Below are 13,322 nucleotides of genomic sequence, written 5' to 3'. Positions count from 1 at the left end.
CCGCGACCGCCCTGATAACACATTGTTAACATTGTAATTCCGGCGTGACCAGCGAAAAGCGGCGGAACTCGCCTAATCCGAGCGCTTCACGTGGCTGTCGGCGCGGCTCGGCGCCGGCTGGGTGACGTTGACGGGATCGGAGGCCGGGAAGGTCTCCTCCAGTCCCTCTTCCAGCGCCTCCTCGAGATCATGCTTTTCCTTGATCTCTTTCGGCGACGGTCCAGCGTGCGGCCTCGTCATGGCGCTCTCCTGCAAAACGTTCTGCAAACGATTTGGCTGTGCATTCAACCATGCTAGATGACCTCGAAATCTTCCGATGCAAGAGTCAGACGGGCCGGGGAAACGAGCATGAAGCATATTACCTGTATCGACGATCTTCGCGCCCTGCATAAGCGCCGCGTGCCGAAGGCGTTCTTCGACTATTGCGACCGCGGCTCCTATGCCGAGGAAACGCTGCGCGCCAACCGCGAGGACATGCAGGCGATCAAGTTCCGCCAGCGTATCCTGGTCGACGTCTCCAAGCGCGACACCTCGACCACGATCCTCGGCGAGCCCTCGACCATGCCGCTGATCCTCGCGCCGGTCGGCCTGCTCGGCATGCAGCACGGCGACGGCGAGATCCACGCCTGCCGCGCCGCACAGGCCGCCGGCATCCCGTTCACGCAATCGACCATGTCGATCTGCTCGATCGAGGACATCGCGGCCAGTGTCGAAAAGCCGTTCTGGTTCCAGCTCTACGTCATGAAGGACCGCGGCTTCATCAAGGAATTGATCCAGCGCGCGATCGCGGCCAAGTGCAGCGCGCTCGTGCTCACCGTCGACCTCCAGGTGATCGGCCAGCGCCATGCCGACATCAAGAACGGCATGACGGTGCCCCCCGAATGGTCGCTGTCGAAGCTGCTCGATTTCGCCAGCAAGCCGGCCTGGGTCTCCGGCGTGCTGCAGGGCAAGCGCCGCACCTTCGGCAACATCGCCGGCCACGTGAAGAACACCGAGGATCTCAACCGCCTTGCCGAGTGGACGGCCTCGCAGTTCGACACCTCGCTGAGCTGGAAGGACGTCGAGTGGGTCCGCAGCATCTGGCCGGGCAAGCTCATCATCAAGGGCATCCTCGACGTCGAGGATGCCGAGGAAGCCGCCAAGACCGGCGCGCAGGCCCTCGTCGTCTCCAACCATGGCGGCCGTCAGCTCGACGGCGCGCCGTCCTCGATCGAGGTGCTGCCGGAGATCGCGGACGCGGTCGGCGAGAAGATGGAGATCATGTTCGACGGCGGCATCCGCTCCGGCCAGGACGTGATGCGCGCGCTCGCGCTCGGTGCCAAATCCTGCATGATCGGCCGCGCCTATGCCTATGGCTTAGGGGCCGGCGGCCAAGCCGGCGTCGCCAAGGCGATCGACATCATCCAGAAGGAGCTGCTCACCACCATGGGCCTGTGCGGCGTCAACCGGATCGACGAGATCGACGATCATATCATTGCGATGTGAGGCGAAGCGACGGTGCCGTAGGGTGGGTTAGTTCTGCGGATGCGCAAAGCGCAGTCCGCCGAGCGTAACCCACCAACTTCGTCCGCATTTGCGGGAGCATGGTGGGTTACGGCTTCGCCTAATCCACCCTACACGTCCTCCGCCTGGCCCATCACATCGGCGGCGTCAGGCCGTCGCGGCCGACGCTGACGCGGTTGGTCTCGAACGAGCCGTCCGGCAATTGCTTCATGAAGGCGATGACCTTGGCGCCGGCCTTCAACTCGGATTTGTCGCCAGGCACGAAGGTGACCACCGGCGTATTGTCGGCCACGAACACCTTCTTCTCGCCGTCCTTGTACTTGACCAGCAGCGTGTGGCCGTCGTTTCCGACCACGCTCTCGGCGACCGTCGCGTTGGTCATGCTGGAGTTGGGCTTGAGGTCCCAGGGCCGCGAGCCCTCGCCGGTGCCGCGCATGCTCTCCGGAAACACGTGAACCTCAACCGCGTTCTGGCCGCCGTCCGGTCCCGGCACCGTGGTCGCCCCGACGAACGAGCCCGGCTTGATGTCGGCGAGCGAGATCTTTGTAATGCCCGACACGTTCACGTCAGGGGCAAGGTGTAGCTTGACCTCTTCACCGCTGCGCGACTTGACTTGCATGGTGTCACCATTGACGCTTTTGATGGTGCCGCGCACGCGCGTCGGCACCGGCGCCTTCTGGGCGAAGGCGCAGTAAGTCGAGACGGCCACCATCGCGACGGCGATCAGCGGACGTGTGAAAGTTGCACGTTGAACAGACATGACGGTCTCCGGTTATCCCCACGGATGGAGAACTCCGAAAGTGGCGCACTATTCTCTCAAGTCTTTGTGAGATCGGCCTCGACCAATGCGCGCAGCTCGGCCGTGACCTCGGGCCGCCGGCCGAACCACAGCTCGAAGCCGCGCACCGCCTGATGCAAGAGCATGCCGAGCCCGTCGGCGGTCCTCAGGCCACGCGCCGCTGCGGCAGCGAGCAGCGGCGTCACCAGCGGAACATAGACGAGGTCGGCAACGACGGCCGCTTGCGGCAGGCGTGCGACATCGACATCGAGCGACGGCTGGCCGTTCATGCCGAGCGAGGTCGTGTTCACGAGAAGTTTTGCACGCGGCAGCACGTCGTTGATTCCATCCCACGTCACAGGATGCACGTTGGGCCCGAACTGTCTTGCCAGCGCCTCGGCCCGCGCGACCGTGCGATTGGCGAGATGGACGCGCGTGATGCCACGTTCGAGCAGCCCGAACACGACCGCACGCGAGGAACCGCCGGCGCCGAGCACCAGCGCCTCCTCCGCCGCTTCCCAGCCGGGCGCGCTGGCGTCGAGATTGCCGATGAAACCTTCGACGTCGGTATTGGTCGAGCGCAGCTCGCCATCGGCAAACCACAGCGTGTTGGCCGCGCCCACGGCCTCCGCGCGGGCATCGGGCGTCGACAGCGCCAGCACGCCTTCCTTGTGCGGGATGGTGACGTTGGCACCGACGAAGCCGCGCAAGGACAGCCGCAACACGAAATCGCGCAAGTCCTCGGGCGGCACCGCCTCGATGACGTAGCCGCCTTCAATGCCCAGCGTGCGCAGCCAATGATGATGGATCAGCGGCGAGCGCGAATGCGCGGCCGGCCATCCGATCAGACAGGCTGCAGGAGCTTTGGGCGCGGTCATCTTTCCCTCGGGTCGTATTCCCGAGGCGATCCATTTCGCGTCGCGCCCGCTCTGTCAAGCGCGCGGGCGCCACAGCGTCGGTCAGGCCGGCCGGCGCGAGAACGGTGCGCCGTCAGCTCGCGGCAGCCTCCTCGCCCGCGCCGCCCTTGATGTCGGCAATCGCGCGCTCGAGGCTCTGGCGATAGCGTGCGCGCGGCGGCGTCACGCCATGGGTGAGCAGCGCGCGGCGCACTGCGGGCGAAGCCCCCGTGATGAACAGCCTTATGCCCTGGCGGTGCGCCTTGGCGGCGACGCGGCCGAGCACGTTGGCCGCCGTCGAATCCAGGAACGGCACCGCGGCGAAATCGACCACGAAGGCCTTGCGCTTGTCGGCGACCCCGTCGAGCACGCCTCCGATCGCGGAGGCTGCGCCGAAGAAGAATGCGCCGGTGATACGATAGACCAGCACGTCGCGATCGACCGCAAGCGCAGGATCGTAGGGAACGCGATCGCCATTGCCGTCGTCGGGACGATCCCCGGCGACCAGTGGCGAGCGTTCCTCGATGCCCGTCGTCTCCGCCATGCGATGGATGAACAACACCGCGCCGAGCGCGAAGCCGACCAGGATGCCTTCGGTGAGATCGCGGAAGATCGTCAGCAGGAAGGTCGCGAGCAGCACGACGGCATCGCCCCATGACGAGCGCAGGAGTGTGCCGAACTCATGCTTCTCCGCCATGGTCCAGGCCACCACGACCAGCACCGAGGCGAGCGCGGCCAGCGGGATGTAGCTTGCGAGCGGCGCCGCGATCAGCATGAACAGCAGCAGAAAGACCGCATGCAGCATGCCCGCGAGCGGCCCGCGCGCGCCGGCGCGGATGTTGGTCGCCGTGCGCGCGATCAGTCCGGTGACGCAGATGCCGCCGAACAGCGCAGAGCCGATATTGGCGGCGCCTTGCGCTACCAGCTCGCAATTGGAGCGGTGGCGGCGCCCGGTCATGCCGTCGGCGACCACCGCCGACAGCAGCGATTCGATGGCGGCCAGCAGCGCGAACGCGATCGCGTCCGGCAGCACGGCGCTCGCCTTCGCAATCGAGAACGCCGGCAAGGCTGGCGAGGGCAATTCGCGCGGAATGCCGCCGAAGCGCGAGCCGATGGTCTCGACCGGGAGCGACAGCAAGCTACTGGCGATCGCAGCAAACGCGACCGCGATCAGGATGCCGGGCCAGGACGGCCGCCAGCGGCGCAAGGTCGCGATGATGGCGATGCTGACGATGGCGACCGCGGCGGCGGACGGATTGATGGTGTTGAGGCCGCCGGCGAGCGCAACGAGCTTCGGCACGAATTCGCTGGGCTCTTTCCCCGAAAGCGTGATGCCGGAGAGATCGCGGAGCTGGCTGGCGAAGATGATCACGGCGATGCCGGCGGTGAAGCCGACCGTCACCGGATAGGGAATGAACTTGATGTAGGTGCCGACCCGGAGCAGGCCCGCGGCGATCAGGAACAGGCCCGCCATCATGGTGGCGAGAATGACGCCGTCGACGCCGTGGCGCTCCGCGGTCGCCGCGACCAATACGATGAACGCGCCGGCAGGTCCGCCGATCTGGAACCGGCTGCCGCCGAGCAGCGAGGCGATGAAGCCGCCGACGACGGCGGTGTAGAGGCCGCGGTCCGGTGTCACGCCCGAGGCGATCGCGATCGCCATCGACAGCGGCAGCGCGACGATCGCGACGGTGAGACCCGCGAAGATGTCGGCGCGAAAGTCGGCGATGCCGTAGCCTTCACGCCAGACGGTGACGAGCTTTGGCAAATACAGTTCGGCGAAAGTCGGCCGGCGAAGCTGATGCAGTTTGCCTGCTTGATCGCTTGTGATGCTCATCTCAGCAAAATGCTCCGCTGCCCCACGATGCTCCGAAGCATCGTGCGTCCCGTGTTGCCGAGGTGCGACGATGCGCTAGCCCATCTTGATCCCGAGCCCGATCAACGTCCGATCATGCCCCGACGCGGCGCGGCGGCCCGGGCTCCTTCAGGCGAACGCCACGCCCGCCGCTGTCGCTGCGGACCTGCTCGCCGATCAGCTCGACGCCGGCCCGGTCGAACGCCTCGACCACCTTGATCAGGGTCTCGACCACGCCACGCACATTGCCGGTGCTGGCCTCCATCCGCTGGATGGTCGGCAACGAAACGCCGGCGAGCTCGGCCAGGGTTTTCTGGTCAATGCCGAGCAGCGCGCGGGCTGCCCGCATCTGGAACGAGGTGATCACCTTGGCCTCACTTATCAGCAGTTATAAGTGATATCTGAAACATATACAATGATGTAAAATACATCATCGCCAGCCGGACGCAAGGGGCTTGCCCCGTCTGTCTCTTCCGTCATTGCGAGGAGCTCTTGCGACAAAGCAATCCAGGCCGCCTCCGCACAGACAGCCTGGATCGTCCGCCTTCGCCAAGGCTTCGGCGGACCAGTCGTTGCGCTCGCAATGACGCGTGGAGAGAGCGCGGCCCAAATGGAAGTCGCGCGTGAAGACAGCCCCTCACCCCATCCTCTCCCCGTAAGAACGGCGTAAGAACGGGGAGAGGGAGAGAGAGGGCGGTGCCTCCCTTACTGCGCAAGCCAGATCACGCCGCGTGTTGATGCGCGGCGATGATCTGGTCGGCGGCGCGGCCGGTGACTTCAGCCATGTGGTCGAACGTGCGCGTGAAGCTGCCGGCGCCGGCGGTGGCCGAGCGCAGCTCCACGATCAGTTCGCCGATCTCGGCTTCCGGCATCATGGCGCGGACGCAGTCCCAGCCGCTCCAGCCGTCGCGGGTGTCGAAGCCGAGAATCTGGCCGCGCCGTGCCGACAGGATCGCGTTGATCTTGGCGGTCGCATCGGTCGGGCAGACGATCTCGACCACGTGGATCGGCTCCAGCAGCACCGGCTGGCATTGCGGCAGGCCTTCGTTGAGCCCGATCCGCGCCGCCGTTCGGAAGGCGAGGTCGGACGAGTCGACGCTGTGGAAGGAGCCGTCAGTCAGCGTCACCTGCACGTCGGTGACGGGGAAGCCGAGCGGACCGCGCGCCAGGCCGTCGACGACGCCTTCCTCGACCGCCGGGATGTAGTTGCGCGGCACGGCGCCGCCCACCACCTTCTCGGCGAATTTGAAGCCGTCGCCGCGCGGCAGCGGCCTGATGTCGAGCACGACGTCGCCGAACTGGCCGTGGCCGCCGGACTGCTTCTTGTGACGCCCGCGCTGGGTGATCGGCTTGCGGATGGTCTCCTGGTAGCCGATCCCGGGCGGATGCGAGGTGACCTTGACGCCGAAGCGGTCGCGCAGTCGTTCGCCGGCGACGCGCAAATGCATCTCGCCCTGTCCCCACAATACGGTGTCGTGGGTCTGGGCATTCTGCACGACGACCAGCGAGGGATCCTCCTCGTGCAACCGCGCCATGGCCTGGCCGAGCTTCACGTCGTCCTTGCGATCGGTGGCCGCGATCGAGATGGCGAGCACCGGCGGCGTCGGCTCGGCGACGGCCAGCGCAGCCGGCTGGGTCTTGCCGCTCGAGACCGTGTCGCCGGTCCTGACGGGATCGAGCTTGGCGAGCGCCACGGTGTCGCCGGCTTCGGCCGAGGCCCGCTTGGTGTCGTAGGCGCCGTTGACGGCGAGGATGCCGGAGATGCGTCCCGAGCCCCCAGAAGCGGATTGCAGCGTTGCACCGTCGTCGAGATGGCCGGCAAGCAGCCGCGTCAGCGACAGCTTTCCACCATGCTGCGAATGCAGCGTCTTGAAGACATAGCCGAGCGCATCCTTGGTCTCGGGCACGCCGAGACGTTTTGCCGTCTCCGCCACACCCGGCGCCTCGTGACGCAGCGCCTTCATCAGGCGCAGCACGCCGTTCTCACGTGCGGCGGCGCCCAGCAACACCGGGCAGATCAGCCCCTCGCGCAACTCGCGGGCGAGATCGTCGAACACGGCATCGCGCGGCGGCTGGATGTCCTCGAGCAATTGCTCCATCAGCGCATCGTCGTGATCGGCGAGCTTCTCCAGCATCGAGAAGCGGGCTTCCTTCTCGCGATCGAGATTGCCGCCTTCGAGCGCGATCACCTCGGAGGCCTTGTGCTCGCGATAGACGAAGGCGCGTTCCAACGCGAGATCGACGAAGCCCTCGATCAGCTCGTCCTTCCAGATCGGGATCTGGCGCAGCACCAACGGCACGCGGGAGGCGGGCTGCAACATTGCGAGCGTCTCGCGGATGCGCTGGCTCGCGCGGTCGATCTTGTTGAGGAACAGGAAACGCGGAATCTTCAGCTCCTCCAGCTCGCGGAGGATGATCTGAAGCTGCGGCAGCTTCTTCTCGTCGGCCTCGCAGACCACGATCGCCGCATCGACCGCGGGCAGCGCGGCGCGCATGTCGTGGGCGAATTCGACGGAACCGGGACAATCGAGGAAGGTATAGCTGTCGCCCATGAAACTCGTGGTGGCGGCAGTCAGCCCGACGGTCATCTTGTGATGACGGGCCTCTGGAGTGGCGTCGCCGACGGACGTTCCGGCGTCGACGCTGCCGGCGCGCGGGATTGCGCCCGTTCGCGCCAGAATTGCTTCGAGAAGTGTGGTTTTACCGCTTTGGAATGGGCCCACCAGCGCGATGCACCGTGGACCTCGGGGACTTCTGACGTCTTGTCCCATTCGCCGCCTCCTTGGTGTGGAGCTCGGCCCATGATTGGGTCGGCAAACGCAGATGCTCTGCCCGTCCCCGAGATTTGGCAAGCATCAAACGTCGCTGCGGTGCGTCGTCGGTTAGATCAAGTCTTAACGGCCCGGTGTTCCACCTCTTCCCGGCGAGGAGAGGTGAACCCACACCGCCGTCGTCGCGCGATCAACGGCCCGGACGAAGTTCCAGGCTCTCGAGGCCAGCGGCGATGTTGAGGCCGACCTGACCCTGCACGCTGAGTGGCTGCAGCGCGATCGAATTGTTGGAGCCGCCGACCAGCACGTTGCCGCCAAGGCCGACGCCGACCGAGGCGCTGCCCTGCGCGCCCGCGTAGTTGCCGGAGAGGTCGCCGGGGCCGAGCCGGTCGACCGGTGCGAACACGCCCCACGCCAAAGCCGTCTCCTGGGTGATGCCGATGTCGAGACCCACTTTACGGATCGTCGCGACATAGCGATCGTCGGGCAGGCCGTCGGCGCGCAGCACGCAGCCGAGATGGGTCACCGATCCCACGATGAAGCCGACGCTGGCGCCGCCGCGGCATTCGAGCACGCCGACCCGCGCCATCCGCTGCTGCGCGCCGGCAGCAGCGACGGAGACAACGAGGCTGGCGGCGGCGAGCCCGGCGAGGATGAGCGAACGGCGCATGAAATATCTCCGGCGATGATGTGGTGCGAGCAGAGAGCGCCCGATGCGTGGTGCGTATGCGTGGTCTATGCCACAAGAACCTTGCTGGTGCCAGATCGCAGACGGCGACAGGCGTGCAAACAATAAAAAGGCCCGCCGAAGTGAGCCTTTTGCGCAGACACCGTAGGGTGGGCAAAGCGAAGCGTGCCCACCACCTGTCTCGATCATGGAGAGATCGTGGGCACGGCGCAAATGCGCCTTTGCCCACCCTACGATTCTGGTGCCAGATCGCGCGCGGCGACAAGCGTGCCAACAACAAAAAGGCCCGCACGAAGCGGGCCTTTCCAATTTTCACTGTCGCGGCCAGCTCACCGCAGATTGCCGCAGAAGCGCTGGATGCGCTTGCAGGCGTCTTCGAGATCCGAGGTCTTGGTCGCATAGGAGATGCGGAACGCAGGTCCAAGGCCGAAAGCCGAACCCTGCACGACGGCGACGCCTTCGGTCTCCAGGAGCTCGGTGACGAAGTCCTCGTCATTGCCGATCACCTTGCCCGACGGCGCGGTCTTGCCGATCGTGCCGGCGCAGGACGGATAGACGTAGAAGGCGCCCTCGGGACGCGGGCACTCGATGCCCTTGGCCTGGTTGAGCATGGAGACGACGAGGTCGCGCCGCTCCTTGAACACCTTGTTGTTGGCGGGGATGAAGTCCTGCGGACCGTTCAGAGCTTCGACCGCGGCCCATTGCGCGATCGAGGACGGGTTTGAGGTCGACTGCGACTGGATCGTCGACATCGCCTTGATCAGCTGCGCGGGGCCGCCGGCATAGCCGATGCGCCAGCCGGTCATGCAATAGGCCTTCGACACGCCGTTCACGGTGAGCGTGCGCTCGTAGAGCTTCGGCTCGACCTGCGCGACCGTGGTGAACTGGAAGTCGTCATAGACGAGATGCTCGTACATGTCGTCGGTCATCACCCACACGTGGGGATGCTTCACCAGCACGTCGGTGAGCGCCTTCAGCTCCGAACGCGTGTAGGCGGCTCCCGTCGGATTCGACGGCGAGCACAGGATCACCCATTTGGTCTTCGGCGTGATCGCGCGTTCGAGCGCCCCAGCCTGGAGCTTGAAACCGGTCGCGGCGGTGCAGACCACTGGCACCGGCTCGCCGCCGGCGAGCGCCACCATCTCGGGGTAGCTGACCCAGTACGGCGCGGGGATGATCACCTCGTCGCCTGGATTGATGGTGGCCATCAGCGCGTTGTACAGCACCTGCTTGCCGCCGGTGCCGACGATGATCTGGTTCGGCTTGTAGGCGACGCCGTTCTCGCGCTGAAACTTGGCGATGATCGCGTCCTTCAGCTCCGGAATGCCGTCGACCGCGGTGTACTTGGTCTTGCCGGCCTCGATGGCGCGGATCGCCGCCAGCTTGATGTTGGCGGGCGTGTCGAAGTCGGGCTCGCCGGCGCCTAAGCCGATGACGTTGCGGCCCGCCGCTTTGAGCGCGCGTGCTTTGTCCGTGACCGCGATGGTCGCGGACGGCTTCACACGGTCGAGCGCAGCGGCAAGGAAGGACATCGTCATCTCCTGACAAGCGTCGTGAAACCTTTCGTCTCACGACTCCAATTGTGGGAATGCAGCCACCCTAAAACGTGAGCCGCTGCACCGCAAGAAACTTCGGCCCTGTCCCGGAAAAACTTGAGGGTAGGACACGTTTCGAGGCGCAATTTCCCGCAATTTTCCGCAACTTTGCCTCCGGATTTGCTCATATCCGACAAGGCGTGTCCTCGGAGCAATTTTGCGTGGGGCCAAAGCCGAATGAGGAGGCGGATTGGCCGGGACAAAAGCCCGGCCATGACGATGCGGAAGCATGGCGACCTGATTCTCAGTCGTGCAATGATCCTGGCTGCTTCACGGTCTCGTAGGGCCATGCCTCCGCATGCTGACGCAAGCGTGATCTGATTTGCAGCGTCGCGCGAACATGATCTTCCGCGCCATTGCAGTGCGGTAGGGTTTTCGAGTTTTTCTATGGGCTGGCTCTTGCGGCGGATTCGCATCGGCATCATTGTTTAGCCGCGCTGCGGGGCAACGAGCGCCGCGTCTTCCCGTCCTCGGATTCGAACTCCCAGAATGTACAAGCTCTATTCGATGCAACGCTCGGGCAACAGCTACAAGGTCCGCCTTGCACTGGCGCTGCTCAACCTGCCTTACGAGGCGATCGAGGTGGACATTCTGCGCGGCGAGAGCCGCACGCCGGACTTTCTGACCAAGAACCCATCGGGACAGGTGCCGTTGCTCGAGGTCGGCGACGACCGTTATCTCGCCGAGTCCAACGCCATCCTCTGGTACGTCGCCGTCGGCACCCCGCTTGCGCCCGAGAACCGCATCGACCGTGCCGAGGCGCTGCAATGGATGTTCTTCGAGCAGCACGCGCTCGAACCGAACATCGGCGCCGCCTATTTCTGGCTATCGCTGGTCAAGGGCGGCCGCGACCTGCAGACCCATTCGCTGGAAGACTGGATGGAGCGCGGCTATGGCGCGCTCCAGGTGATGGAGAACCACCTCAAGACCAACGCCTATTTCGCCGCGCGCCAGCTCACGGTCGCCGACATCGCGCTGTACGGCTACACCCATTTGGCCGAACGCTGCGACTTTGACCTCGAGGCCTTTCCTGCGATCCGGGGCTGGCTGAAGCGGGTGGAAGCCGCTCCCGGCTTCGTGTCGATGGACTGGCGGCCGGCCGACATCGACGATCCCGCCAGTATCGCGGCCGGCGCATGACGGTGCCCCGCCCCTGCTCTGGGGAATAGCGGGCATAAAGGTAATATTTGCCGCAATCTGGCCATTTTCAGCGCGATAGCCGCCGCAATGTTGCCGGTTGAAACTGGGAAATTGTGGAAAGTCGCGGGTGATTCGCTCGCGTGTTGAGGGATTTAGACAATGATACGGGCGTCCGGCACGGCAGGCTTTCAGGGCCATCCCGCTACCGTCGCGTCTTCCCGACTGACCAGCGCGGTTGCGGCCTCGCTCGCCGTCGCCGCGCTCTCGCTGTGCCTGATCGTCACCCTGACGGTGCTGTCGACCAAGGCGACCATGGCGATGGGCCTGCCGGTCTGATTCCCGTTTCATCCAGGTCCAGCCTTCAAGTCGAAGCATGGCCCGGGCCGACCGGGATCGCAGCGGGACGTCGATGAAATCACCTGTGGTAGTCGTTGCAATCACACTGACTGCGGCCATCCTGGTCGCGGCATCGCTGTTGATTGTCGTCGGCACCCGCAAGGGCCCGGGAACGTCGACGCTGAATGCGCCCGCGCTGCAACAGCCCCTCAAGCACGCGCACCTGGTTTAAAATCATCCGAAAGCCTTACGCTTGCCAGCAAGCGTGCCTTAAGCACACCGCACGAAATGCATCGCACTGGCGCAACGATCAGTCAGAGTTGCGGTCTTATTCGTTCGGGAGGAGCGAGACTGGTCCATGCGGTTCGGATGGCGTGCGATCTCCGGTCCGGTGCTGACGGCAGCAACCCTGCTGCTGGCGATGCTCTTCGATCGCTTTATCCCCACTCCCTCCCCCGCGCCGTTGCTCGTCGGCATCGTGGCGCTTGCCGGCGCATTGTCGGGTCTCGCCTCCGCCATCACCAGCGCAGCCGTCGCGGTGATCGGTGCGGCATTGCTCCTTCTCAACCGCTATGGCATTTCCGGCTCTACGACCGCCGATCTGGTCCAGCTCGGTCTGCTGGCGATCACGGCTGCCGGCACCGCCGGCATCACCGGCCTGATGCGCCAGCGGCTGCTCGGCACGTTCGCGGCTGAGCGCCGAAGCCACGCCACCGCCGCGCGGCTGTCGGCCGCGCTCGACCGGGTCGATATCGGCATCGTGCTGCTCGATGTCGAGACGCGGGCCGAGTTCATCAACCGCGCGTTCCGCGATTACTTTGCGGTGCCGGACGAGATCGCCGACGGCAAGCCGCCCTTCATTGCGCTGATGTATCACAGCCGCGACACCGGCGCGTTCGAGCTGCCCGAGGACGAGCTCGGCACCTTCATCGCGCAGCGCATGGAGATGGTGCGGATCGGCGATGCCACGCCGATCAACATCGCCTTGCGCAACGGCGAGGTGCTGCGCTTCGTCTGCACTGCCCTGCCCGACGGCGGCCGCATGCTGAGCTACACGCCGGTGACCGACCTCGTGCGCCACACCGACGCGCCGGCGCGCGCCGACTACTACCGCTCGCTGCGCGATCCCACGGGCCGCAAGCTGATCCGCTATTTGCGCGTCGCGGAGTGATGCAACGGCGCGATTGATCGGCAGTGCGATCATCACGTATGAAGGACATCACTTCGTCCTGCCCCCAAGATCGCGGAAATCCAGATGTCGCTCACCATTCGCTCCGTCACTCAGCAGGACTACGATCAATGGCTGCCGCTGTGGGACGGCTACAACGCCTTCTACGGCCGCTCCGGCCCGACCGCGCTCGCTCCCGAGATCACGAAGGTAACGTGGCAGCGGTTCTTCGACGCCTATGAGCCGGTGCATGGGCTGGTCGCCGAGAGCGACGGCAAGCTGCTCGGCATGACGAACTATCTGTTTCATCGCAGCACCACCGCGATCGAGCCGTCCTGCTATCTGCAGGACCTGTTCACGCTCGAGGCCGCGCGCGGCAAGGGCGTCGCCTCGGCGCTGATTCACGGCGTTTATGAGCGGGCGAAACTGGCGGGATCGCCACGCGTCTATTGGCAGACGCACGAGACCAATCTCACGGCGCAGCGCCTGTACGACAAGGTCGCCGAGCGCTCCGGCTTCATCGTCTATCGCAAGCTGTTCTGATCGCTGCGCGCACCCTGTGGATAACTCCCGCTGTCACCCGCGCGTAACA

The 13,322-nt window shown here is 65.3% G+C and carries 14 protein-coding genes; 6 read left to right on the top strand and 8 right to left on the bottom strand.

From position 1 onward, the window contains the following. Window positions 1-72 precede the first annotated feature (72 nt). The gene (locus IVA79_RS26665; RefSeq protein WP_247558561.1) at window positions 73-240 is read right to left on the bottom strand and encodes a hypothetical protein; all 168 of its coding nucleotides are present in this window, start codon (window positions 238-240) and stop codon (window positions 73-75) included. Between the two features lie 108 nt (window positions 241-348). Between IVA79_RS26665 and IVA79_RS26660 the strand changes: the two genes are divergently transcribed. Further along, the gene (locus IVA79_RS26660; RefSeq protein ID WP_247558558.1) at window positions 349-1,485 is read left to right on the top strand and encodes an alpha-hydroxy acid oxidase; all 1,137 of its coding nucleotides are present in this window, start codon (window positions 349-351) and stop codon (window positions 1,483-1,485) included. Between the two features lie 151 nt (window positions 1,486-1,636). On the opposite strand, the gene IVA79_RS26655 is transcribed toward IVA79_RS26660, so the two are convergent. From IVA79_RS26655 to IVA79_RS26625, 7 genes are all read right to left on the bottom strand, one after another. Then, window positions 1,637-2,263: a hypothetical protein gene (locus IVA79_RS26655; RefSeq protein WP_247558556.1), complete on the bottom strand. Its 627-nt coding sequence runs from the start codon at window positions 2,261-2,263 to the stop codon at window positions 1,637-1,639. A gap of 56 nt (window positions 2,264-2,319) precedes the next feature. After that, window positions 2,320-3,159, bottom strand: a complete 840-nt coding sequence (locus IVA79_RS26650; RefSeq protein WP_247558554.1) for a shikimate dehydrogenase — start codon at window positions 3,157-3,159, stop codon at window positions 2,320-2,322. A gap of 112 nt (window positions 3,160-3,271) precedes the next feature. Continuing rightward, window positions 3,272-5,014, bottom strand: coding sequence for a SulP family inorganic anion transporter (locus IVA79_RS26645; protein ID WP_247558552.1), 1,743 nt, complete (start codon window positions 5,012-5,014; stop codon window positions 3,272-3,274). A 112-nt stretch (window positions 5,015-5,126) separates the two neighbouring features. Beyond that, a complete protein-coding gene (locus IVA79_RS26640) occupies window positions 5,127-5,399 on the bottom strand; it encodes a helix-turn-helix transcriptional regulator (protein WP_026201995.1) in 273 nt (90 codons plus the stop codon). 355 nt (window positions 5,400-5,754) lie between these two features. Further along, window positions 5,755-7,803 carry an elongation factor G gene (locus IVA79_RS26635; RefSeq protein WP_247558550.1) on the bottom strand — a complete coding sequence of 683 codons (2,049 nt, stop codon included), beginning with the start codon at window positions 7,801-7,803 and terminating at the stop codon, window positions 5,755-5,757. A gap of 190 nt (window positions 7,804-7,993) precedes the next feature. Continuing rightward, window positions 7,994-8,473 carry a DUF992 domain-containing protein gene (locus IVA79_RS26630; RefSeq protein ID WP_247558548.1) on the bottom strand — a complete coding sequence of 160 codons (480 nt, stop codon included), beginning with the start codon at window positions 8,471-8,473 and terminating at the stop codon, window positions 7,994-7,996. Between the two features lie 347 nt (window positions 8,474-8,820). Continuing rightward, complete coding sequence (locus IVA79_RS26625) at window positions 8,821-10,023, bottom strand: pyridoxal phosphate-dependent aminotransferase (protein ID WP_247558545.1); 1,203 nt, start codon at window positions 10,021-10,023, stop codon at window positions 8,821-8,823. Window positions 10,024-10,575: 552 nt separating this feature from the next. Between IVA79_RS26625 and IVA79_RS26620 the strand changes: the two genes are divergently transcribed. The 5 genes from IVA79_RS26620 (at window position 10,576) to IVA79_RS26600 (ending at window position 13,273) form a co-directional block, all read left to right on the top strand. Continuing rightward, window positions 10,576-11,226 carry a glutathione S-transferase family protein gene (locus IVA79_RS26620; protein WP_247558543.1) on the top strand — a complete coding sequence of 217 codons (651 nt, stop codon included), beginning with the start codon at window positions 10,576-10,578 and terminating at the stop codon, window positions 11,224-11,226. A 159-nt stretch (window positions 11,227-11,385) separates the two neighbouring features. Next, window positions 11,386-11,562: a hypothetical protein gene (locus IVA79_RS26615; RefSeq protein WP_247558541.1), complete on the top strand. Its 177-nt coding sequence runs from the start codon at window positions 11,386-11,388 to the stop codon at window positions 11,560-11,562. 37 nt (window positions 11,563-11,599) lie between these two features. Beyond that, complete coding sequence (locus IVA79_RS26610) at window positions 11,600-11,794, top strand: hypothetical protein (protein ID WP_247558683.1); 195 nt, start codon at window positions 11,600-11,602, stop codon at window positions 11,792-11,794. Between the two features lie 126 nt (window positions 11,795-11,920). Then, on the top strand, window positions 11,921-12,733 hold the full coding sequence (locus IVA79_RS26605; protein ID WP_247558539.1) for a PAS-domain containing protein: 813 nt from the start codon (window positions 11,921-11,923) through the stop codon (window positions 12,731-12,733). An 84-nt stretch (window positions 12,734-12,817) separates the two neighbouring features. Next, complete coding sequence (locus tag IVA79_RS26600) at window positions 12,818-13,273, top strand: GNAT family N-acetyltransferase (protein ID WP_247558536.1); 456 nt, start codon at window positions 12,818-12,820, stop codon at window positions 13,271-13,273. Window positions 13,274-13,322: the final 49 nt, after the last annotated feature.

Origin of the sequence: Bradyrhizobium sp. 138 (assembly GCF_023074075.1) — a bacterium.
GTDB lineage: Bacteria > Pseudomonadota > Alphaproteobacteria > Rhizobiales > Xanthobacteraceae > Bradyrhizobium.
Note: the sequence above shows the minus strand (reverse complement) of the source record. Positions and strands in the feature narration are given on the sequence as shown.